This is a genomic window from Pseudomonas sp. B6(2017), from assembly GCF_002112765.1.
GTDB lineage: Bacteria > Pseudomonadota > Gammaproteobacteria > Pseudomonadales > Pseudomonadaceae > Aquipseudomonas > Aquipseudomonas piscis.
In genome coordinates this window covers 1-19,447 of the sequence record NZ_NEIQ01000034.1, presented here as the reverse complement: position 1 = coordinate 19,447, position 19,447 = coordinate 1, and the positions used below count along the sequence as shown (strand labels likewise).

The following is a 19,447-nucleotide window of genomic DNA, read 5'->3' as shown; positions in this document are numbered from 1 at the left end:
GAGGTCGAGCACGCGGCTGAACAGGCCTGCGACCTTGCCGCTTTCGTCCTCGACTTCCTCGAATTCGAAGGCCACCTCGATGGCCTCGGAAAACAGGTTACTGGCATCGCGTTTGCGGGCCGCCAGCGGGTTTTTGTCCGGGTGTTGGGCGCTGAACGTCAGCATTTCGGTACCCAGGCTGGCCGGGGTATCGGTCACTGCGATGCCGTCCAGGTAGGCGCGACCGGTGTCGGCAAACTTCGGGCGGATCTCGATGCTGGTGTAGAGCTTCTGCCGGGCCTTGTTCATGTTCACCAGGTCGGCAGTGGGTTCGATCTGGGCGAACAGGGCGAGCTTCTTGGCGCCGGCAATCTCGACTTCTTCGGTCTTCAACGCGACCACATCGCCGTAGGCGCGGAACGGGCTGTCCGGCAGCAGGCTACGCATGTGCTCGATCCAGACCCGGGCGCCGTAGGTGTTCAGGCTGTAGGTATCGGCAGCATCGACCAGCCATTGCCGTTCGATCTGGCGGCCGTCGGTGGTGGCGCCTTCAACGGCGACTCGGAAAAACTTGGAGCGGTGTTTCTTGGCTGGAGTGTCGGTTTTGCCGGCCATGCCTGAATCCTCGATGCGGTGGCGGTGGTGCCTTGCGTTGAGGGCATGTTGTTGAGCGCGGCCTTTGCGGGCAACGAGCCGCTGTTGTAGCTCTGAGGTTTACAAGGGGCAGGGCAGGCGGCATTCGCGCGCGGGCGGCAGCATCTGCGCCATGAATGCCATCGTCGATTTGCCTACCGATCACCGCCGCCACGCCAAACACCTGTATTGGCAGGGCTATCGCGTGTGCGAGATCGCCGAGCTGATCGGGGAGAAGGAAAAGACCCTGCACAGCTGGAAAACCCGGGACGAATGGGACCGGGCCACGCCGCTGGAGCGCATCGAAGCGGCCACCGAAGCGCGCCTGGTGCAGTTGATCCTCAAGGACCCGAAGTCAGGAGCGGACTACAAGGAAATTGACCTGTTGCACCGGCAGCTGGAGCGCCAGGCGCGCATCCGGCGCTTTACGGAGGGCGGTACTGAAACCGGGCTGAACCCGAACCTGGCCAAGCGCAACGAGGGGCCGAAGAAGGCGCCCAAGCGCAACGTGTTCGATGAAGAACACATCGAAAAACTGATCGAGGCGTTCATCGATGGCTGTTTCGGCTACCAGCTGGACTGGTACAAGGCGGGCAACCAGCGTACCCGGGCCATTCTCAAGTCCCGCCAGATCGGCGCCACGTTCTACTTCGCCCGGGAGGCTCTGATCGATGCGCTGACGACCGGGCGCAACCAGATCTTCCTGTCGGCTTCGAAGAACCAAGCCCACATCTTCAAGGCCTACATTCAGGCCTTCGCCCGTGAGACGGTCGGTATCGAGCTGACCGGCGATCCGATCATTCTCGGCAACGGCGCCGAGCTGCACTTCCTGGGCACCAACGCCCGGACGGCCCAGGGCTACCACGGCAATTTCTACTTCGACGAGTTCTTCTGGACCTTCAAGTTCAAGGAGCTGAACAAGGTCGCTAGCGGCATGGCGATGCAGAAACAGTACCGCCGAACCTACTTCTCGACGCCCTCAAGCATGGCCCATGAGGCCTACACGTTCTGGACTGGCGAGCGCTTCAACAAGGGCAAGCCGGCGGCGCAGCGGATCAAGCTCGACGTGTCCCACGATGCCCTGCAGCAGGGCCGGTTGTGCGAGGACCGGATCTGGCGGCAGATCGTTACGATCCTCGACGCCGAGGGCCGCGGTTGTGATCTGTTCGATCTGGACGAGCTGCGGCTTGAGTATGACGCCGAGTCCTTCCAGAACCTGCTGATGTGCCAGTTCATCGACGACGGGGCGAGCATTTTCCCGCTGGCGATGCTGCAACCCTGCATGGTCGACAGCTGGGACCTGTGGGCATCGGACTACAAGCCCTTCGCCCCGCGGCCGTTCGGCGACCGCCAGGTCTGGGTGGGGTATGACCCTGCGGAAACGGGCGACAGCGCCGGCTTGGTGGTGATTGCACCGCCCATGGTGCCCGGCGGCAAGTTTCGAGTGCTCGAAAAACATCAGTTCCGCGGCATGGACTTCGCTGCCCAGGCCGAGTTTATCCGCCAGGTCACGCAGCGCTATTGGGTGACCTACATCGGTATCGATACCACGGGTCTGGGCACCGGCGTGGCGCAGCTTGTGCGCGCGTTCTTCCCGAACGTGACGCTGTTCAGCTACTCGCCAGAAGTGAAAACCCGCCTGGTGCTCAAGGCCTACGACGTGATCAAGAACGGCCGCTTGGAGTTCGACGCGGGCTGGACCGACCTGGCCCAGTCCCTGATGGCCATCCGCAAAACAATCACCGCCTCGGGGCGGCAAATCACCTACACGGCCGGGCGCAACGAAGAAACCGGCCACGCCGACCTGGCCTGGGCGACTTTTCACGCCCTGCACAACGAGCCCCTCGAAGGGCAGACCACGGCGAACACCGGATTTATGGAGTCCTACTGATGAGCAGACGCACGCGCGGAAAGAACCTGGTACCGGCCCACACTCCGGCGGTGGAGGGGGAACTCCTGCAGGCTCAAGCCGGCCCGGTCGAGGCGTTCACCTTCGGTGACCCGACCCCGGTCCTGGATGGCCGCGAGATCCTCGACTACCTGGAGTGCTGGTTTAACGGCCGCTGGTACGAAACGCCCATGTCGATGGACGGCCTGGCCAAGACCACCCGGGCCAGCGTCTACCTGCAATCCGGGCTGACATTCAAGCGCAACATGCTCGCCCGGACCTTCATCCCCCACAAGCTGTTCAGCCGCCAGGCCTTCGAACAGTTCTCCCTTGACTGGCTCTGGAGTGGCAACTGCTACCTGGAGAAGCGCAACAACATGCTGCGCAACACCCTGGGCCTGGTACCGCCGCTGGCGAAGTACATGCGCCGCGGTGAAGACCTGGTGACCTATTACATGGTGCGCGGCTGGAAAGACGAGCACAAATTCGAAACAGGATCGATCTGCCACCTGCGCGAGGCCGATATCAACCAGGAGATCTACGGGCTGCCGGAGTGGCTGGCGGCGCTGCAAAGCGCGCTGCTGAACGAGAGCGCCACCCTGTTCCGGCGCAAGTACTACAACAACGGCAGCCATGCCGGTTTCATCCTGTACATGACCGACGCGGCGCAGAAGGACGAGGACATCGATTCGCTGCGCACCGCGTTGAAGAGCTCGAAGGGGCCGGGCAACTTTCGCAACCTGTTCGTCTACGCGCCGGCCGGCAAGAAGGACGGTATCCAGCTGATTCCGGTCAGCGAGGTGGCGGCCAAGGACGAATTCAGCTCGATCAAGAACATCAGCCGCGACGACCTGCTCGCGGCCTTGCGCATTCCGCCACAGTTGATGGGCATCGTGCCGCAGAACGCGGGCGGTTTCGGGTCGTTGAAAGAGGCTGCCCAGGTCTGGGCGGTGAACGAGCTGGAGCCGCTGCAGGCTCGGTTGGCTCAGGTCAATGAGTGGCTGGGTGAGGAGGTTGTCAGATTCAAGGAGTTTGAGCTTACAAATGGAGGGAAATAGCCTTTAATTTTCATGTCCGCAGTGAAAAGGGTCAGTGTTGACCCTTAAATACATCACTCTTGCTTTTTTAGGGCTTTCACTTCATCTATAACATCTTTGGGAGTGATCACACCATATGCGACTGAAGTTAGTACGATAAGAGTCGCAGCCAAAAAACCAGTTGCCCAAGCATTTTTAAATCTTAACTGAATCGTAGTTGCCATCCAGATTGAAGAAAGGCAGCTTAGTAAATATATGAATTTTTTTTGACTGTCACTGGCTGAATCTAACAATGATAGTCCTCCTAGGAAGATTACCAATAAAATACCTGGGAGCACTATCCATAAATAGTGGAAATTTGTTTCGACTGGTTGAAAGTAATCACTTACTTTTAATCCATGGTCCTCAAAGAAACCCTTTATTTCCTCTTTCGTCCCCTCTAGTTGTCCCATTTTCATTATTTCAACCCCCTGCCTGGATTGAATATGCTATCTACATCTTTCGAAGCTTGATGTTCGCTCCACTCACTAGGATTGCCATCTTTTATTATGATGACTTTACTAGGGTCAAGGATTACATTCGTTCCGCTAAACTTAAAAGCTTCTAAGTTTCCTCCGAAGGCTTTTTGTTCAACTGTGGAAAGAGCTTTGCTTAAAGAAGGAACGTTGCTTTTATACTGGTCGTCATTTTCTCCATTTTTAACAAATTTAAACTCCAGTACTGCGCCCCCAGGAGTTGCGGGGTGAACTATGCACTTTACGCCAATGCCTGGGCGGAGTGCAGGTGTGATCTTTCTTCTAAAGTTATTTATGTAGCGTTGGATTATTTTTTTGTCAGTCATTTGCGATTAACCTGAGCATCCGTTCATCGAAATAGAAAAATTAACAGTTTTTTGTTAGAAAATGAAAGAGTTCCTATCTGCTTTGGACAAAGAAGGTCTCTTTTTTGTTTTGTTTACGGCATTTCTTCAAGCATAGGTACTACGAAAGTAGTCCGTCCATACGGTGCGACTCTGATGGTAGACCGGCGATCTCTACTCTGTAGACCTGACCCCGCCTCTGGCAACAAATCCGCGCCGCTCGCAGGTGGGGCAGTCCTCCCGCGTGGCGAACCGATCCAGGCAGGCTGTGCACTTCCTGAATGCTGCAGCTAGAAGCAGCGGGCGTGCGCACCGGTACGTTTCAAAGTCGTGATTCTCCAGCGCTAGGCCGGCGCAGTCGGAAAGCACTCTATATGTGTCTGGGTCATCGATGTTCGTGTACTCGATGCCGTTGATTCGCTGCCCTGTGATCACCAAGTCATGCTCCCGGCCGTCTGGGGTCGTGATCGTCATGCCGTTCATTTTCCATGCTGCACCGGTCATGCGAAATACAAGACGGCGATCTCCTTTCTCCCCCAATACCTGCGCGGCATAGCCCTCTCTGCCCGCAGGATAATAGAGGCCGCTCGAAAGCCGGCCGATGCTTGGCCCTCCGTCGCGCGCAACGAGGTCATAGAAGGCTGACGGCATGAAGCCGGGCTCACAGTCGATCAACGTTTCGACTGCGTGCCAGTACGCCGAGTCTGCTAACTCGTCGAGTTCGAATTTTTCTGCGGTGCTGATGATCTGCTCGTTGAGCATGTTTTTCGAGATGAGGCGGCACATTGAGCGGTGCACTTCCGGATTGTTGAAACGGCTTTCCTGGTCGTCGAGATATCGGCGCCATTGCGCCATCCGCTCGGCTTTCGTGCCTGGTGGGGGTAAGGGTTGATTCTTCATCTGATCAGACTGCTTTAACTGATGCTGTATGTGCATACAGTAATCCGGGAGTCCAGACCCGGCGAATTGAGGCGACGAAGTGCGGTGTCAGTGACGTGCTACAAATTCGGGGGATTGGCGTGCCACAAAGGGGCACTGGCGTGCTTCACAACCTGGCGCGCGCCGTCGTCCCCCCACCTCGCCTGCGGGCTAAATGGGTCGATTTTTCTGCACCCCTGCACCCTACTCAGAACGGCGCCGACCTGGGGGCTCTGGCTCCTTCCTGGGGCGGCAAAAGCCTGCGGAACCCTGCGAAGGTCGGCACGTTTTCAGTACCTACCGAATTGGGCATCACCTGCCAAATCTGAGAGGAGCCTCGGGAAAAGGGTTAGTTTTTTTCTGAGCGCGTCGGGAGGGGGTGAAAGGCCCGGTTTTACTGGGCTTCGGACCTAACTTTGAGGGGTTAGTTTAGGTTAGGTCCAAGGTTAGGATTTTTTAACTTGTTGAATTTAAAGGAATTTATAAACCTTCAAATTAACATCTCAAAAGGTTAGGAAATAACCTAGAACTGACCAAAAGCTAACTTTGGCTGATCAGCCACAAGCCGCATACAGCAAGGCTTTCAAGGTAGTTTGAAAATAACTAACCTTCCTAACCTCTTTCCCTCGGGTCAACATGAAAATACGAAATGCGCCAAGGGCGGGGTATCTACCGTAGCCGCGTGCATGATTGCGTTCTCCTTGAACCTCTCACCTTTACGCACACGCACTCTCACCCGCACTGCGTCAGTCGTTATCGCTTGTAGTGATTGCCTGGATTGGAACGACAGGCATTTGCGAGCAGCACTACAGCACGAGTGGGTTTAGTGGCCAGGCGAGAGCAATCTATGGTGGTTGGTGGTACAGAAGTGGTACGAGGGTTTTCGATGTGCGCTGAAGGGCTTGTAATACGCGGCCTGCAGAATTAAATGTTCCAATCCATCATCGGCGCTACAGAAAACCTCCTAGATACCGAATCTACTGGAGTGGCTAGGTTTTCTGCGGGTTTCGTCGACATTTACGATCTTCTCTTTCGCTACCGTTTAACCCTTTTTTTTGCTTATTTCTGAAAGGTCGTTGCTACAATGTAGCAACTCAAATCAGTCGTGTAGCAAAATCATGGGCTCAATCACCGTTCGCAAGCGCAAGGATGGCTCTGCAGCGTACACCGCACAGATCCGCATCATGCAAAAGGGCGTCACAGTTTATCAGGAAAGCCAGACGTTCGACCGCAAGACCACGGCGCAGGCCTGGATCAGAAAGCGCGAGGCCGAGCTGCACGAGCCCGGAGCTATCGAGAGGGCGAATAGGAGCGGCGTCTCTATTAAAGAGATGATTGATCAGTACCTTAAGCAGTATGAAAAGCTGCGTCCGCTCGGTAAGACCAAGCGCGCAACCCTCAACGCGATTAAGGGGTCATGGCTAGGCGACGTAACCGATGCCGAGCTGACGAGTCAGAAGCTGGTCGAGTACGCAGTTTGGCGTATGGAAACTTTCGGCATCCAGGCGCAGACCGTTGGTAACGACCTTGCCCACCTCGGGGCGGTGCTTTCAGTTGCCAGGCCGGCCTGGGGCTATGACGTAGACCCTCATGCAATGTCGGATGCGCGGAAGGTGCTGCGGAAAATGGGCGCCGTCAGCAGAAGCCGCGAGCGCAACCGGCGGCCTACCCTAGATGAGCTTGTTCGAATCCTGACGTACTTTGAGCAGATGCGTGATCGTCGCCGGCAAGAGATCGATATGTTGCGGGTAATCGTGTTTGCGCTGTTTTCTACCCGGAGGCAGGAAGAGATCACGCGCATTCGTTGGGACGCACTCAACGATATGGAGCAGTCGGCCCTGGTGACAGACATGAAGAACCCAGGGCAGAAGTATGGGAACGACGTCTGGTGCAGCATGCCGGATGAGGCTTGGCGCGTACTTCAGTCGATGCCGAAGGTCGCCGATGAGGTGTTTCCGTACAACTCGCGTTCGGTTTCGGCGTCGTTCACCAGGGCCTGCAACTTCTTGGAGATTGAAGACCTGCACTTTCACGACCTGCGCCACGATGGCGTAAGTCGATTGTTTGAAATGGGGTGGGATATCCCGAAGGTGGCCAGCGTATCAGGCCACCGGGATTGGAACTCAATGCGGCGCTATACGCACCTTAGAGGGAATGGCGATCCATATGCAGGGTGGCCATGGATCGAAAGGGTGATATCGGGCCCCGTGATCGAGGCCCAAATGCGAGTTAAGAGACGCGCCGTAAGCCGCGCCCCATGAGCTTGTCATGCTCGCTCTTTGCCTTGGCATGTTGCGCATCGAGGTAAGCGGCTAGGTCGTTCAGGTGTACGCCTCGGGCGGCCTTCTGGCTGGATTCTATGCAGACAAGCGGTAGGTTGATCTCGCCCCTTGCAACCTTGCCTTTCATCTTTTCAGGTGTCAGGTGGCAGAAGTAGTCGAGGCAGACGCGCTCAAGGGGGATGATCACCTGGCCGCCATATTGGGCCATGAGTAGGAATGCAGTGTTCATTGCTTTACCTTTGGGGCATCGTTCTGGGGCTTTGCTCCATAGAGGTCTGCGATCCGCTGCATGGCCGCCTCCCACCCTTTGTGATACCCCCTCAGTTCTATCGTGCTCATGTGCCCGAATTCCTCGGTGCCGGGCGTCACAATGGAGGGCCGGCTTGCTGGTTGGCCGGCCATCCGACGTTCAATCATCTGCCAGGCCGGGTCGTACTCCGGCCAGTCGCTTTCGATCACCAGGCAATCACGCTCTGGAATGTTCCAGCCAAAAAGGATAGCTGAAATATGTTCCAGGTTAGATTGGACAACATCCCGGTCGAGTGGCGACAGCTTGTCGAGGTCGCTTCGTTTGATCACGAAATAGCGATCTTCCCGCTTGAATTCATTGCTCATGGCTTGCCTCCCAGGGCAGCAGCAACAATCTCGTCGAATTCCTCGATGGTGAGGGGAAGAGGCAGCTTACCGGCGAGGAATTGGGTGTGAACCCACTTGATGCCTTGGTAGGTGACGGTGACATGAGTGTCACCGACGATTAGCTGGCAGGGCTTTCCGCTTGCTGCGGCGTCTTCCATCGCTTCCCGTAATGCGGAGAACTGAGCTAAGGGCCTAAATAGGCGTTCCTTTGAAAGCCTTCCTTCTGCGAAAAAATTCTGTATCGCATAGCCATAGTGAATGTCAGGGTTGTCTAGCACCTCTTCTAGAAGTCGTTCGGCATAGCGAAGGCGAACGGCTGCAGGTTCTTCATTCCGATTATCGTGGGTCTGTAGGCTTTGTTTGCAGTTGCATAGAGGGTTATGGCTCATGCGGCACCTCCTACTTCTTGCCCGGGCATGCTAAAGGCGATGGCCAGCGGTCGTACCCACACCGGCACGCTGCTAAGCGTGAATGTCTCGCCCATTTCGTTAAGCATCAGCGTACTGAGCATCACGTCGGCAATGGCCTTGCCGGCCTTGCGTGGAACAGCGTTCCCGATGCGCTCGCGCCAGGCGCCGTCGTTGTTGCCGTGCAGCACGAAGGGTTTGCCGACCGACTCCAGGGCGCCGGTGTCCTGGTTCGGTCGCCACATGTCCTCTGGGTCGAACATGGATTGCAGCGCGGCCAGCTCTAGCGTGGTGAATGGCCTATTCCAAGTGTTCGATGGGCTACGGATGACACACGCCAAGCGGTCGTTGGCTGCCGGCATCCGGTTATCAGCGACGGACCAGCGGCCATTGTCGTGTCGAGCGTTCGCCGAAACTGTGCCGGCGCTGCCGCCCCATTCGACAACCCCGTAATGTCCACCGGTGAGGTAGGCATCGCCCTTCTTGCGATTGAGGACGCGAGGATCTGCGACGGACTGCCAGCCCCCTTGCACGCCCTTTCCGCCGGCGATGATGGTGCCGGCGAAGTTCGCGAAGGGCACAACCCGGTAGTTGTTGGAATGGCGTTTCCAGTTCGGACGTGGATCGGCCACGCTGAACGTGCCTTGGCCCGGGCTACGCTGCCCGGTGACGACCCCGCAATGCCTTTCCCATGGAACCACGCCGAACTGCGCGTACTCGGCAGAGCTGGCGGGGCGCGGATCTGCTACCGAGTAGTTGCCGTTGGTGGGTGTGTTGCGGCCGGCAATGACGCCTGTCGCATCTTCCCAGCGGTTGACGCCGAGGTATCCCGCTCGGTACTCCGGAACGATCAGGAAGTCGCGCAGGAACCCGTCCTCAACGTTCAGGCGGTTCAGTGAGCGCCAGTCTTTCCCGGGCTCCACAAGTGCAAGGCGAACCCAGGTCTTCCAGTGCAGAGCCGGCACGCGGTGCATGGGGCCTGCCAGTTCGATATCGCCCGCCAGGGGCATGCGCCCGAGGATCTCGCCAACGCCGCGCAGGCGGTGTTGCTGAGGCTGGTACAGAAACGCTCGGACTTTCTCGATATGCCGGGCCACCAGCAAGAAGCGCTTGCGGCTCTGTGCCAGGCCGGCGATTTCCCCGCAGTCGTGGACTGTCTCGTTTACCGCGTAGCCGTAGTGGGCAAACAGCTTGACGATCTGGTCAAGCAGATGCCGGCCGCGTGACGCCAGGCGAGGGACGTTCTCGAACACAATCAAGCTGACGGGGTTATGTTGCCAGGCTTCAAGCATCAGCCAGACGCAACGAAGGGTCAGCTGATTAAGGGCCTGGTACTTGGGGGTCAGGCTCATTGACTCCGGCAGCAAGCCACTGGCGCCTTTGCAGGGGCTGGAAATGAATACAGCGTCCGGATCTTCGTTCCCGGCTGCGCGGCGAATATCTTCGGCGGTGGCCTCGATCCAGCCTGCTGGTGGCTCCGTCCCGTGGAAGGCGGTGTACTGCTCGCGGGTGAACAGATCCCGGAGCGTACCTTTTACGCCTGTGAGGCTTTCGAAGTCGGCCAAGCCGGCGGGGTCAACGTCGACCCCGCCCAGGCAGCGCCAGTTGCCGAGCATTTGGGCGATCTGCAATGAACTGTCATTAAAGCCCGCAGCGCCTGAGCCAAGGCCGCAGCAGAAACCGAAGTGGGTATAGGTACGTTTAGCGAGCATGATTCCCTCCTTGGTCGTTCTTGTCCGCACGTTCGGCTATGTAGCCCTGCAGGTGCGTATACCCCTTGACAAGCTGCGCGGGCGGGCGAGTCTGAGCGATCAGCGTTGCATCAGGGTTGGCTGCCTCGCGCAGCTTTTCGTGGGGTGTAAGCGCCTCGGTGGTGCTGCTGCAAGGAGCAGTAATGCCTGCTGCTGCGCAGCAGAGGCTGTTGTTTACAGGCGCGGCGATCCTGCTGGCGTTGCAGAGCAAAGCGGCCTGGTCCTGGTGGTGGATCTGTTCGGCCTGCATGCCGCTTTTCTCTGGCGTCTCGATCTTGAGGCGATCCATCACGCGACCTCCTTGGCCAGGTCTGCTAGTAACAGAGCGTTGTCGGTGTTCTTTTGCAACTGGCGGAAGGCCTCGCTGCCGATCAGGGCCTTTGCCTGCCGTTCAAACTCTTTCCGGTAGCGGGTCAGGGCGCGTAGTTCGGCGCTGGCTTTCTGGTGCTGCTGGTGCAGCTCGCCGGCTGCCTGGGGCGTGAGGCGTAGTAGTACAGTTGGACGGCTCATGCGGCGTTCTCCTGCTCGGCTGGCTGGAGTAGGGCGGCCATGGCCAGTAACTGCTCCCGCTGAACATGGGCGTTCCTCTCAAGGCCCTTGCAGGTGCGGAAAGCGCTGAACGCTCCGGCCGCTAGGCGCAGTGTTTCGGCGATGCAGAGCAAGTGCTGCCGGTCCTGTTCGCCGAGCTGTGAGGCGGCCAGGGCGCGCTTGTAGCGGCCGTAGAGTGTTTGGTAATGCTTTTGTGCCTGCTCAAGCTCTAGCTGTTTCTCGCGTAAGGCTTCGGTGCTGTCCGCGTGTTGGATTGCTTTTCCTTCCTCTATGCCTGCCTCTCGACCGCTGGTCTGACCTATGAGGTAGCCAACCCCGAGAACAATACCGCTGGTGATGATCAGGGCGATCAGGGTGAGGATCTGAATGTGTGTCATGTGGTGCGCTCCTGGTTTGCGTGGCTGGTGGTGGCAGCCGTTGGGTTATTGGGTTTGCTCGGGTGCATCGGGTTGCTGCCTGGCCTGTTCCTCGTCGGCCTTGTAGGCGCGAATATCGATCAGGGCGGCAACGTGTCGGATATGCGCGTACTTGGGCGCCTTACGGCTGCTGTCGAGCGTCATAATCGGTAGCTGAATGCGGCCGCTGGTGATCTCGGCAACAAACGTCTGCTCGTTGAGGTTGCGAAAATATTGCGCGCGCAGCTTGTCTAGGGGGATTAGCACGTCGCCGAAGGTGCGATACAGCAGCTCGACAGTGGCCGGATCTGGTGCGGGTAGCAGGCGCAGCGGGGCCTGGTCAGTGTGGGGATTCATGCCGCTACCTGTTTGCAGAGGTCATAGGCCTTGTTGCGAAGGTCTTGCAGCACTTGTTCCGGGGAATGGCCATATCCGGACAGGATTGTTTCGTCGCCGCCAAACCCGTGTGGGTTGTGCAAGTGGGCGGTCATCGTGGGTGTTGAGTTGCCGTATAACCTGATAGTTGTGGAAACGCGGCTGTTCGGGTTCAGCGCGGCGGTATCCAGTTCGGCCGCTAGCAGCGATACGGCCGCATGCAGCACCGGAAGGCCTGCCAGGGCTGGTGTAGGAGAATCAATGGAGATCCCGGCAGTGCTGCACACCAGCTGCGCGAAACCTTGGATCTGTTCGGCGGTCCGGTCAGCGGCCTTGGTGGCTAGCAGCGTGTTCAGCGCTTGATCAATCAGTTTGTGATCCATGGTCTTTCTTCCTTTTCGGGTGATTCCAGGTGATCAGGCAATGGGCTTTGGTCAGCTCCCGCAGATGCTCCGGAACCTCAAGAAGCGCAGCGTTGCGCTCCTCTTTGGTCCGTAAAGCGAGGATCTGGCGGGCGTACTGTCTAGGCCACGTCACGGCGGTCTGCCGGGATGGCAGGAAGATCGAGCCCTAGTTGCTCCGCAAGCCACGGAATGCCGGCCTGTCGAACCCGCGTTGACTGGCTGTATTGCATGCCTAGCTTCGGGTGGAACCACTGGCCTTCCTTGGTTCCCAGGTATTCCCGGTCCCGTGTTGGGTAGGCTGGTAGGCACTTGGCATTGAGCAGGTCTTTCTCCCGCATCAGGGCGATCAACTGCGGCCGGGTGATACCGAAGTACCGGGCCGTTTCTTTAAGGTTGCGATCCATGGCGGTCCCCTAAGCAGCGTGCGCGGCGGGAGTCGCCAGCGCGGCCAGGTGGTTGATGGATTCGCAGGCGGCCTTGTAGATCTCTGCATCGGAGCCGTGGATCGTGAAGCATTTGGTTCGTGGGCTTCGGTGCCCGATGCTGAGAATAATGGTCGCGCCTGCACGGCTCCGGGTGCGGTGGATCGCTGCCCTGATTGGCAGCGAGAAACCCATATCAAGGTCAAGGAATCCGCCCAGGCAGACCAAGCCGAACACCCGTTCGCGTAGCTCTGCGCTGAACTTCCCATACTCGCGCTCGGCGTGCGGGAGTGGTTGTAGCTGGGCAGTCGTGTCGATTGGGCCGTTGGCCACGTCCTCGATGAAGTCTGCCAGCTTGAGGTGGGCTTTCTTGTCGTTGGCCAGGGTCAGGGTGTGGCGCTCGTTACCCATTTCCACGACGAAAGAGCTTTCGACGGGGCCGCGGTCAACGTTCAGGCGAAACCTTAATGCCGTGCGCTCAGGTGAGTTGCGCAGCGTGTGGTTAAAGGTTTGGCTCAGGTTAACCTGGGCTTTGAGCAGCTGCAGCGTGCGGTTGTCGATTGAAAATCTGTTCATGCCGCGCTACCCCCGCCGTTCGGACCAAAGGGGGCGCAGTGGTGGGGTTGGGGCTTCGGTTTGAGGGGGATGTAAGGGCAGCCGAATCGTTGCGCCAGACGGCGGATCTCAAAGATTCGATCAGGGTTTGCAGCGGCCGGGTGGACGTGCAGTGATGCATTGGTGTGCATGGTGTTGCCTCGCTCTGTGGTGGAAGAGTGAGGCAAATATCACGCAATGTGCTTTAAAGGTCAACACATATTGTGTTAGTCGTCCGTTGCGCTATGGAGAAATCGTGATGATTTCAAGATTCCCCCAATTAGATGAATCTGTATGACTTCATTTTCAGGCAGGTGAATGGTGGCCTGTTCTGCATTGATGCTATCGAGTCTATACATGCCATCGCGTAGGTAGATGAACTCTTTGATCATGCTTTTACCGGAGGTCGTTTTAACCATAACCTCATCGCCACTATCGAAGCCTTTGCTGGGTTCGACTAGAACGAATTCTCCGTTTTTGATCCTAGGCAATAGGCTGTCGCCTGTGACCTTGAGGCCGTAGGCGTCGGGGTCATCGCTATGGATGTTCAGGAAGCCGTCCCCTGAGCCGGTGGGGAGCGACAGCGCTTCAAAATATCCCTCAGCGCCTAACTGTGCGCTGCCTATAACCGGAACTTTCCCCGCTTTTGCCCAGCCGATGTTGCTTCCTACTGGCTGCCCTTTGTCGCTGGTGCGCCCGTACTCTCGCGCAGAACGATCTTCGCAGCGAACTCGGCCCTGTATATGGTCTGGTAACGAACTGAGTTCGGAGCGATCACGTCCGGCAACTAGATCCGGCAGTGATACGCCAAGGGCGGTAGCAATTATTTCAAGATCTTGAAGGTTGGGCTGCCGGGTTCCTTTCTCATAGTTTCCGATTCGTGATTGGGAATCCCAGCCGCAGGCATGGGCAAGCGCCTGCTGGCTCATGCCTAAGACTTTTCTTAATTGCTTGATGCGATTTCCTAATGTGTTCATAGGCATTTTTTACCACGATATGAGATTTATTCTCAGCACGAATCGTGTTGTAATGTTCACGAATCGTGTTTATTATGGCGCTGAGTTTAAGGAGGTCTCTGGATGAACCTTATAGCTGTTTATAGAGATAGAGCCGGTATCAAACAAATAGCGCTTGTCGCTGAGCTTGGCTGGACGCAGACGCGGCTGAGTAACTATGAGGCCGGGCGCCGAACGGCTGGTCTAGCTGAATGCCGATCCATTGTTCGGGCGCTAAACAGGCTCGGGGTGATCTGCTCACTTGATGACGTATTTCCCCCTGACGCTGAGGTTGCGTGCGCGGCGTAGAAAAAAGGCGGCCTTAAGGCCGCCTCGTTCCTCCCGGTATACACCACCACAGTGTTGCCGGGTCGCGGTTTGAGTAGGCGCGCACACCACATGCAAAAACGTCTACTGATACCGCGCTTCAAGGCTTGGATGCCTTGGGTTGCTGCCTTTCTCCACCACAGATAGGGCAGCTGTTGCGCCGGGGGCAAACAACGGATTGTTCGCCTCGGCACGGTGCCGGTTTCGATCTTGAGGATCTGGCCGGCGTTTGGGCCCTTACAAGCCGCGCAGTAAATGTAACACCACTGCATGCTGCGCGGCACTGGCAACTTTTAAGGATTAATGCCATGAGCCGAATCGCTCTAAGTAGTGTTGAGCGAGCCAAGCGGGAAGTCTTGCCGCTCGATCTCGCGCTGTACCATGCCGCCCGGGACTATCCCGGTGGCGCCGCCGCCATCGCCGCCACCACCGGCCGGAACCCCACCACGCTGCAGCACAAGCTGTCTCCCACCCATCCTGGCCATAGCGTCAACGTTCAGGAGTTTGGCGAGATCCTGGAGCTAACCAAGGATCGGCGCATTCTCGATGCCGTACATGCCCTGGTCGGCGACACGATCTGGCAGGAACTTTCGGACACCTACACCAACGACATGCCGGAAACCTTGACCACTGGAATCGCGGTGTACTTCCGCCAAGTGGCGGACCTTGCTGATACCTGGGCCAAGAGCATTGGCGACGGCGTAGTCAGCGATGCCGAGTTGGCAGAGATCCGGTTACAGGTGTTTCGTGGAATCCAGGGGCTGCTGGGACTGTTCAATCGTGCCAGCTACGTCAATCAAACGACTCGGGGGACGGATCATGCCGGACGTCGTTGATTTCGTTACTGACTTGGTTCAGGAGCATTTAGATCAGGCCATGGCGGCACGCATACTGGTCAGGTCCCGGGCATCCGGGCATTCCTTGCCGATATGTACGGACTGCGATGGTCCCATTCCTGAGGCTCGCCAGCACGCGCAGCCTGGCTGCACGTTGTGTGTGGACTGCCAACAGGTCGAGGACGCAAGGAGGGCTCGTTATGCTCGATGAGGTATTGGCGCAGTTTGCCGATTATGGCCTAGAGCCCGCGCAGCCTTTGGTTTTCGGCAAGCTAACTCGCTGTAAGACGGCGCAGGACAAGGGGCGGGAGAAAAACGGCTGGTATGTGGTGCATGAGCATCGCACCGAGAAGGGCGAAACCCTGATTTTCGGCAGCTTTGGCGATTGGCGTTCCGGTGAGACGCAGAAAATCAAGGTCAAGGCCGGCCGCATGAGCGCAGAGGAACGCGAGGTTATGCGCGCTAGGCAGGAGGAAGCCAAGCGCAGGGCGGCCGAAGTGGCGGCTAACGCGGCGCGTCGCGCAGCCAATCGAGCGTCCGCGATGTTCAAGCGCATGCCGGAAAAGGGCAAAAGCGCCTATCTGGATCGAAAGCAGATCATTGGGTTCGGGGTGCGCTATGCGCCGCGCTCGGGGGCGTTCTTGGTTCCCATGAGCAATGTCCGGGACCAAATTGTCGGCCTGCAGGTGATCTATCCGCAGAAGCAAGAAGACACCGGCCGAGACAAGTCTTACTGGCCCTATGGGATGTCGAAAGAGGGCGCCTTCCATTTGATTGGGCCCCATCCTGAACCCGGAGAGCCGGTTCTGGTCTGCGAAGGCTACGCGACTGGCGCCAGTCTGCACATGGCGACTTCGCTGACAGTGACTATCGCCTTTGATGCCGGCAACCTGATGTTGGTGGCCAAAGCAATGCGCGAGCGTTTCCCTGGCCGGCCAATCATTCTTTGTCGGGATGATGACTGGAAGACCACGCGCACCAATGGCGAGGCCTGGAATCCAGGCAAGGAGCGTGCAGAGAATGCGGCCACGGTCGTTGGGGGGCAGGTCGTAGCGCCGATCTTTTCGGGTGAGCGTGAAATCAAGTGGACCGACTTCAACGACTTGCATTGCGCCGAAGGTTTGGAGGCGGTCCGGCGCCAGGTGTTAGCCGTGGTCAAGCCTCCGGCAGCCGGTGGCTGGAAAGATATGTTGGCCCGTACTGATAGCGGCATGCTGATCGCCCATATGCAGAACGTTGAACTGATCCTGAGCAACGACCCGCGATGGGCCGGGGTGATCGGATTTAGCTCGTTTAGCTCCAAGATCGTCAAGTTGCGGGTGCCGCCTTATGGTGGGGCAACCGGCGATTGGGCCGATATCGACGATATGCTGGTTATGAAATGGCTAGCCCAGCAATACAACTTGCGGGTAAAGGTTGGCCACGTAATCGAAGCGGTGAGCGTGGTAGCCCATGACCAGGCATTTCACCCTGTGCGTGACTACCTGCGATCCCTGGAGTGGGACCAGGTGCCCCGGCTGGATAGCTGGTTGACGACAATCATGGGCGTGGCCCCTACCGATTACAGCCAGAAGGTAGGCAAGCGCTGGATGATTTCCGCTGTGGGCCGGGTCATGTCGCCCGGTTGCAAGGCTGACTCGGTAATGATCCTTGAAGGTGCCCAGGGCGCGGGTAAGTCTACGGCCATGAGTATCCTGGGCGGTGAATGGTTTATGGATACCCCATTTGCCCTAGGCGATAAGGACGGTTTCCAGGCGATCCGTGGCAAATGGATCGTCGAGCTGGGCGAACTGGATAGCTTCAACAAAGCGGAATCCACCAAGGCCAAGCAATTTTTCTCGGCATCGGTTGATACCTATCGCGAGAGCTACGGCCGCAGGACTATGGACGTGCCCCGGCAATGTGTGTTCGTCGGCACCACCAACCAAGACGAATACCTTAAAGACGCCACGGGCAACCGCCGCTATTGGCCAGTGGCATGCACCAAGGTCGAGCTGGAACAGCTGCGGGAGATCCGCGATCAGCTGTGGGCCGAGGCGATGTTCTGCTATGAGGCAGGCGATATTTGGTGGGTGATCCGCGATGAAGCGCCGTTGTTCGCTGAGGCGCAGGAAGAGCGCTTCGTGGTGGATGAATGGGAAGTGCCGATCCTGAAGTGGCTGGAAGAATCGCACCTGGGGGAAACCACCACCGGCAGTCAGATCCTGGCCGATGTTCTTAAGATCGACCCTAGCCATTGGGACAAGCCAGCGCAGATGCGCGTCGGCTCGATCATGCATCGGTTGGGGTGGCGCAAGAAGCGTATGCCAGCGTTGACGAAGAGCGGCGTGCGCCCTTGGGCCTATCAGAAGCCGACCAGCTGGGGGCGCGGATCTGCATTGCAGGTGGCGCCGATGGAGGAGGAGCCTTGCTTTGATTAAGCGAATCGACGAGATGCTCAAGCTTTGGGCCCAGGATCTGCACATGTCCACGACCCTGGCCATCGGTAGTGCGGGCGGCGGCAACATGATTGCCATGTTGATGGCGTGCAAAGGCGAACTCATACGGGGAACCCGGGGCAGTCGGGTGCTGCTGGATGAATCGGCCGATATCGAGCTGATCGTCAACAAGCACCTGCCGCCCGAGCTGGCCCTGGTGGTGATGGAGCATTACTGCAATCATGACAGCTTGCTTTCGCAGAAGATGTTGCACTGCGGTTGCAGTTCTCGGACATACTATCTGCGATTACATGAGGCGCACCTATTCATTGAGGGCATGCTGATGGGGAGGGCGGCTTGAGGCTTGGCCTTAAAGCATTTGGAACTGTCCTACTGGCTCGCCTTGTCCGTCCGCGTTTTTACGCGGAAGGACAAGCGCGGGCCTTGTCATTCCTGGCCTGTCCTACCGTCCAACCTTCACACACGTCATGCGCACATGTGAGCGCAGCGCACACACCCAATGCGCGCGTGTACGCGCAAGCGTGCCTTTATCTTTTTCTCTATACGCGAGAAAGTTAATAAACAGGTAGGACAGTGGGGCAGAGCCCCATATTTTGGGGGCTGTAGCTGTCCTGCCTGACACGATATCGGTTAGACAGGAAGGACAGCGCCCGAGGCGCTGAAAGCCGCAGTAAAGATATTCACCGACATTGCCTAGACGTTCGCCAGACATTCACCTGGTGGCATTAAAATAGGGTTGCTGCCAGTAAAATCAGCCTGTTAAATACAGCCATCTTCGATAGGTGCGACCGCAGATGGCGGCAGGCGCCCACACACCAAACCCGGCCATTGCGCCGGGTTTTTGCGTTTAAGGGGTAGGTGATGACGAACGAGCAGCAAGCGCTAGCGGAAATGCCCATTTGGCTGGTGATCGTCCTGGCCCTGGTGGGCGGCGTGTCCGGCGAGATGTGGCGGGCAGATAAGGATGGCGCCCGGGGTTGGGTGCTGTTGCGGCGCCTAGCGCTTCGGTCCGGTGCCTGCATCGTCTGCGGCATGGCAGCACTGATGCTGCTGATCGGCGCCGGGGTTTCGATCTGGACAGCGGGCGCCTTCGGCTGCCTGACCGCGATGGCCGGGGCGGATGTCGCCATTGGCCTGTACGAACGCTGGGCGGCCAGGCGAATCGGTGTTTCGGACCAGCCACCCAGCGGCGGTGCAGCTTGAAAGGCAGGGGCCATCTGGCCCGCCCGCCAGCCAGGGGTGGGGGCCGGTTTTTGGGTCCTCCCCGGGGGCGGGCCCCTACACGGGTACTCGGACTCGCGGTTTCTCTGTAGCTGAGATTTTTACAGGGATGTCCGTCTTTTCAAGGGCTTAGCAATGGGTAAGACAGTCAGCAAACTGGAACTCGGCGAGATCGTCGGTCGTGATGAACGCACCTTGAGCCGGTGGCAGAACGAAGGTATGCCGGTTATCGAGTTCGGGGTAGGGCGCGGCAACGAGAACCAGTACGACACCCAGGCGGTGATCGAATGGCTGCTGCGTCAAGCGGCCTTGAACGGCAAAAAAGAGACCGCCCGAGATAGATACGACAGGCTTCGGGGCGATGATCTTGAAGTAGAGCTGGCCAAGAAGCTCGGGCAGGTAGTGATAGAAGCCGAGATCGTCCAGCGCTTCGAAGCGGTGATCACCGCCGCCAAGATCGAACTGCTCAATACCTTTCCTGATGAACTGGCGGCCACCTTG

At 57.9% G+C, this 19,447-nt stretch carries 26 protein-coding genes; 10 read left to right on the top strand and 16 right to left on the bottom strand.

The features are described 5' to 3' along the window. The coding region (locus CAG11_RS32490) for a GPO family capsid scaffolding protein (RefSeq protein ID WP_143494519.1) at positions 1–594 on the bottom strand (594 nt) is incomplete at its 3' end. Positions 595–745: 151 nt separating this feature from the next. On the opposite strand from CAG11_RS32490, the gene CAG11_RS32485 reads away from it, so the two are divergent. Both CAG11_RS32485 and CAG11_RS32480 read left to right on the top strand, forming a co-directional pair. Then, the gene (locus CAG11_RS32485; RefSeq protein ID WP_085600726.1) at positions 746–2,503 is read left to right on the top strand and encodes a terminase ATPase subunit family protein; all 1,758 of its coding nucleotides are present in this window, start codon (positions 746–748) and stop codon (positions 2,501–2,503) included. Continuing rightward, complete coding sequence (locus tag CAG11_RS32480; RefSeq protein ID WP_085600723.1) at positions 2,503–3,558, top strand: phage portal protein; 1,056 nt, start codon at positions 2,503–2,505, stop codon at positions 3,556–3,558. Before CAG11_RS32485 ends, CAG11_RS32480 begins: the two co-directional genes overlap by 1 nt. Positions 3,559–3,611: 53 nt before the next feature. On the opposite strand, the gene CAG11_RS33575 is transcribed toward CAG11_RS32480, so the two are convergent. The 3 genes from CAG11_RS33575 to CAG11_RS32475 all read right to left on the bottom strand — a co-directional run bounded on the left by CAG11_RS33575 (position 3,612) and on the right by CAG11_RS32475 (position 5,296). Then, on the bottom strand, positions 3,612–3,995 hold the full coding sequence (locus CAG11_RS33575) for a hypothetical protein (RefSeq protein ID WP_143494871.1): 384 nt from the start codon (positions 3,993–3,995) through the stop codon (positions 3,612–3,614). After that, positions 3,995–4,378, bottom strand: coding sequence for a hypothetical protein (locus CAG11_RS33570; protein ID WP_143494869.1), 384 nt, complete (start codon positions 4,376–4,378; stop codon positions 3,995–3,997). Before CAG11_RS33570 ends, CAG11_RS33575 begins: the two co-directional genes overlap by 1 nt. A 192-nt stretch (positions 4,379–4,570) precedes the next feature. Next, entirely contained in the window at positions 4,571–5,296 is a 726-nt protein-coding gene (locus CAG11_RS32475) for a hypothetical protein (protein WP_085600730.1), read from the bottom strand. A gap of 1,136 nt (positions 5,297–6,432) precedes the next feature. On the opposite strand from CAG11_RS32475, the gene CAG11_RS32470 reads away from it, so the two are divergent. After that, on the top strand, positions 6,433–7,575 hold the full coding sequence (locus CAG11_RS32470; RefSeq protein ID WP_085600721.1) for a tyrosine-type recombinase/integrase: 1,143 nt from the start codon (positions 6,433–6,435) through the stop codon (positions 7,573–7,575). On the opposite strand, the gene CAG11_RS32465 is transcribed toward CAG11_RS32470, so the two are convergent. From CAG11_RS32465 to CAG11_RS32410, 12 genes are all read right to left on the bottom strand, one after another. Further along, positions 7,544–7,825 (bottom strand): pyocin activator PrtN family protein, encoded by a 282-nt coding sequence (locus tag CAG11_RS32465; protein WP_085600719.1) that lies wholly within the window; start codon positions 7,823–7,825, stop codon positions 7,544–7,546. The genes CAG11_RS32470 and CAG11_RS32465 overlap by 32 nt on opposite strands. Continuing rightward, positions 7,822–8,211: a hypothetical protein gene (locus tag CAG11_RS32460; protein WP_085600716.1), complete on the bottom strand. Its 390-nt coding sequence runs from the start codon at positions 8,209–8,211 to the stop codon at positions 7,822–7,824. Before CAG11_RS32460 ends, CAG11_RS32465 begins: the two co-directional genes overlap by 4 nt. Further along, positions 8,208–8,621 (bottom strand): hypothetical protein, encoded by a 414-nt coding sequence (locus CAG11_RS32455; RefSeq protein ID WP_085600714.1) that lies wholly within the window; start codon positions 8,619–8,621, stop codon positions 8,208–8,210. Before CAG11_RS32455 ends, CAG11_RS32460 begins: the two co-directional genes overlap by 4 nt. After that, positions 8,618–10,351, bottom strand: coding sequence for a DNA cytosine methyltransferase (locus CAG11_RS32450; RefSeq protein ID WP_085600712.1), 1,734 nt, complete (start codon positions 10,349–10,351; stop codon positions 8,618–8,620). The genes CAG11_RS32455 and CAG11_RS32450 overlap by 4 nt, the downstream gene beginning before the upstream one ends. Continuing rightward, positions 10,341–10,679: a hypothetical protein gene (locus tag CAG11_RS32445; protein ID WP_256578823.1), complete on the bottom strand. Its 339-nt coding sequence runs from the start codon at positions 10,677–10,679 to the stop codon at positions 10,341–10,343. Before CAG11_RS32445 ends, CAG11_RS32450 begins: the two co-directional genes overlap by 11 nt. Continuing rightward, the gene (locus CAG11_RS32440) at positions 10,679–10,900 is read right to left on the bottom strand and encodes a hypothetical protein (protein ID WP_085600710.1); all 222 of its coding nucleotides are present in this window, start codon (positions 10,898–10,900) and stop codon (positions 10,679–10,681) included. The genes CAG11_RS32445 and CAG11_RS32440 overlap by 1 nt, the downstream gene beginning before the upstream one ends. After that, complete coding sequence (locus CAG11_RS32435; protein WP_085600708.1) at positions 10,897–11,316, bottom strand: hypothetical protein; 420 nt, start codon at positions 11,314–11,316, stop codon at positions 10,897–10,899. The genes CAG11_RS32440 and CAG11_RS32435 overlap by 4 nt, the downstream gene beginning before the upstream one ends. A gap of 45 nt (positions 11,317–11,361) precedes the next feature. Next, positions 11,362–11,691 carry a pyocin activator PrtN family protein gene (locus CAG11_RS32430; RefSeq protein WP_085600706.1) on the bottom strand — a complete coding sequence of 110 codons (330 nt, stop codon included), beginning with the start codon at positions 11,689–11,691 and terminating at the stop codon, positions 11,362–11,364. Further along, positions 11,688–12,092, bottom strand: a complete 405-nt coding sequence (locus CAG11_RS32425) for a hypothetical protein (RefSeq protein ID WP_085600704.1) — start codon at positions 12,090–12,092, stop codon at positions 11,688–11,690. Before CAG11_RS32425 ends, CAG11_RS32430 begins: the two co-directional genes overlap by 4 nt. Before the next feature lie 140 nt (positions 12,093–12,232). Next, positions 12,233–12,517 (bottom strand): phage antirepressor KilAC domain-containing protein, encoded by a 285-nt coding sequence (locus tag CAG11_RS32420; protein WP_085600702.1) that lies wholly within the window; start codon positions 12,515–12,517, stop codon positions 12,233–12,235. 9 nt (positions 12,518–12,526) lie between these two features. Further along, complete coding sequence (locus CAG11_RS32415; RefSeq protein ID WP_085600700.1) at positions 12,527–13,111, bottom strand: hypothetical protein; 585 nt, start codon at positions 13,109–13,111, stop codon at positions 12,527–12,529. Positions 13,112–13,356: 245 nt separating this feature from the next. Further along, positions 13,357–14,106 (bottom strand): XRE family transcriptional regulator, encoded by a 750-nt coding sequence (locus CAG11_RS32410; RefSeq protein ID WP_085600698.1) that lies wholly within the window; start codon positions 14,104–14,106, stop codon positions 13,357–13,359. 102 nt (positions 14,107–14,208) lie between these two features. Between CAG11_RS32410 and CAG11_RS32405 the strand changes: the two genes are divergently transcribed. The 7 genes from CAG11_RS32405 to CAG11_RS32375 all read left to right on the top strand — a co-directional run. Further along, positions 14,209–14,433 carry a helix-turn-helix transcriptional regulator gene (locus CAG11_RS32405; protein WP_085600696.1) on the top strand — a complete coding sequence of 75 codons (225 nt, stop codon included), beginning with the start codon at positions 14,209–14,211 and terminating at the stop codon, positions 14,431–14,433. Positions 14,434–14,759: 326 nt separating this feature from the next. Next, positions 14,760–15,287, top strand: a complete 528-nt coding sequence (locus tag CAG11_RS32400) for a phage regulatory CII family protein (RefSeq protein WP_085600694.1) — start codon at positions 14,760–14,762, stop codon at positions 15,285–15,287. Further along, positions 15,271–15,498 (top strand): TraR/DksA family transcriptional regulator, encoded by a 228-nt coding sequence (locus tag CAG11_RS32395; RefSeq protein WP_085600692.1) that lies wholly within the window; start codon positions 15,271–15,273, stop codon positions 15,496–15,498. Before CAG11_RS32400 ends, CAG11_RS32395 begins: the two co-directional genes overlap by 17 nt. Beyond that, the gene (locus tag CAG11_RS32390; protein WP_085600690.1) at positions 15,488–17,707 is read left to right on the top strand and encodes a VapE domain-containing protein; all 2,220 of its coding nucleotides are present in this window, start codon (positions 15,488–15,490) and stop codon (positions 17,705–17,707) included. The genes CAG11_RS32395 and CAG11_RS32390 overlap by 11 nt, the downstream gene beginning before the upstream one ends. Continuing rightward, on the top strand, positions 17,700–18,065 hold the full coding sequence (locus tag CAG11_RS32385; RefSeq protein WP_085600688.1) for a hypothetical protein: 366 nt from the start codon (positions 17,700–17,702) through the stop codon (positions 18,063–18,065). Before CAG11_RS32390 ends, CAG11_RS32385 begins: the two co-directional genes overlap by 8 nt. 521 nt (positions 18,066–18,586) lie before the next feature. Continuing rightward, entirely contained in the window at positions 18,587–18,928 is a 342-nt protein-coding gene (locus CAG11_RS32380; protein ID WP_085600685.1) for a phage holin family protein, read from the top strand. A 153-nt stretch (positions 18,929–19,081) separates the two neighbouring features. Beyond that, on the top strand, positions 19,082–19,447 hold a 366-nt coding region (locus CAG11_RS32375; RefSeq protein ID WP_085600684.1), incomplete at its 3' end, for a terminase small subunit.

What these genes read in the sequence shown, in the direction of transcription:
- CAG11_RS32485 (WP_085600726.1), top strand. Translation starts at nt 746, where the DNA reads ATGAATGCCATCGTCGATTTGCCTACCGATCACCGCCGCCACGCCAAA.
- CAG11_RS32460 (WP_085600716.1), bottom strand. Translation starts at nt 8,211, where the DNA reads ATGAGCAATGAATTCAAGCGGGAAGATCGCTATTTCGTGATCAAACGA.
- CAG11_RS32455 (WP_085600714.1), bottom strand. Translation starts at nt 8,621, where the DNA reads ATGAGCCATAACCCTCTATGCAACTGCAAACAAAGCCTACAGACCCAC.
- CAG11_RS32425 (WP_085600704.1), bottom strand. Translation starts at nt 12,092, where the DNA reads ATGGATCACAAACTGATTGATCAAGCGCTGAACACGCTGCTAGCCACC.
- CAG11_RS32440 (WP_085600710.1), bottom strand. Translation starts at nt 10,900, where the DNA reads ATGAGCCGTCCAACTGTACTACTACGCCTCACGCCCCAGGCAGCCGGC.
- CAG11_RS32405 (WP_085600696.1), top strand. Translation starts at nt 14,209, where the DNA reads ATGAACCTTATAGCTGTTTATAGAGATAGAGCCGGTATCAAACAAATA.
- CAG11_RS32415 (WP_085600700.1), bottom strand. Translation starts at nt 13,111, where the DNA reads ATGAACAGATTTTCAATCGACAACCGCACGCTGCAGCTGCTCAAAGCC.
- CAG11_RS32470 (WP_085600721.1), top strand. Translation starts at nt 6,433, where the DNA reads ATGGGCTCAATCACCGTTCGCAAGCGCAAGGATGGCTCTGCAGCGTAC.
- CAG11_RS32420 (WP_085600702.1), bottom strand. Translation starts at nt 12,517, where the DNA reads ATGGATCGCAACCTTAAAGAAACGGCCCGGTACTTCGGTATCACCCGG.
- CAG11_RS32410 (WP_085600698.1), bottom strand. Translation starts at nt 14,106, where the DNA reads ATGAACACATTAGGAAATCGCATCAAGCAATTAAGAAAAGTCTTAGGC.
- CAG11_RS32395 (WP_085600692.1), top strand. Translation starts at nt 15,271, where the DNA reads ATGCCGGACGTCGTTGATTTCGTTACTGACTTGGTTCAGGAGCATTTA.
- CAG11_RS32400 (WP_085600694.1), top strand. Translation starts at nt 14,760, where the DNA reads ATGAGCCGAATCGCTCTAAGTAGTGTTGAGCGAGCCAAGCGGGAAGTC.
- CAG11_RS32475 (WP_085600730.1), bottom strand. Translation starts at nt 5,296, where the DNA reads ATGAAGAATCAACCCTTACCCCCACCAGGCACGAAAGCCGAGCGGATG.
- CAG11_RS32430 (WP_085600706.1), bottom strand. Translation starts at nt 11,691, where the DNA reads ATGAATCCCCACACTGACCAGGCCCCGCTGCGCCTGCTACCCGCACCA.
- CAG11_RS32465 (WP_085600719.1), bottom strand. Translation starts at nt 7,825, where the DNA reads ATGAACACTGCATTCCTACTCATGGCCCAATATGGCGGCCAGGTGATC.
- CAG11_RS32450 (WP_085600712.1), bottom strand. Translation starts at nt 10,351, where the DNA reads ATGCTCGCTAAACGTACCTATACCCACTTCGGTTTCTGCTGCGGCCTT.
- CAG11_RS33570 (WP_143494869.1), bottom strand. Translation starts at nt 4,378, where the DNA reads ATGACTGACAAAAAAATAATCCAACGCTACATAAATAACTTTAGAAGA.
- CAG11_RS32380 (WP_085600685.1), top strand. Translation starts at nt 18,587, where the DNA reads ATGACGAACGAGCAGCAAGCGCTAGCGGAAATGCCCATTTGGCTGGTG.
- CAG11_RS33575 (WP_143494871.1), bottom strand. Translation starts at nt 3,995, where the DNA reads ATGAAAATGGGACAACTAGAGGGGACGAAAGAGGAAATAAAGGGTTTC.
- CAG11_RS32445 (WP_256578823.1), bottom strand. Translation starts at nt 10,679, where the DNA reads ATGGATCGCCTCAAGATCGAGACGCCAGAGAAAAGCGGCATGCAGGCC.
- CAG11_RS32480 (WP_085600723.1), top strand. Translation starts at nt 2,503, where the DNA reads ATGAGCAGACGCACGCGCGGAAAGAACCTGGTACCGGCCCACACTCCG.
- CAG11_RS32390 (WP_085600690.1), top strand. Translation starts at nt 15,488, where the DNA reads ATGCTCGATGAGGTATTGGCGCAGTTTGCCGATTATGGCCTAGAGCCC.
- CAG11_RS32435 (WP_085600708.1), bottom strand. Translation starts at nt 11,316, where the DNA reads ATGACACACATTCAGATCCTCACCCTGATCGCCCTGATCATCACCAGC.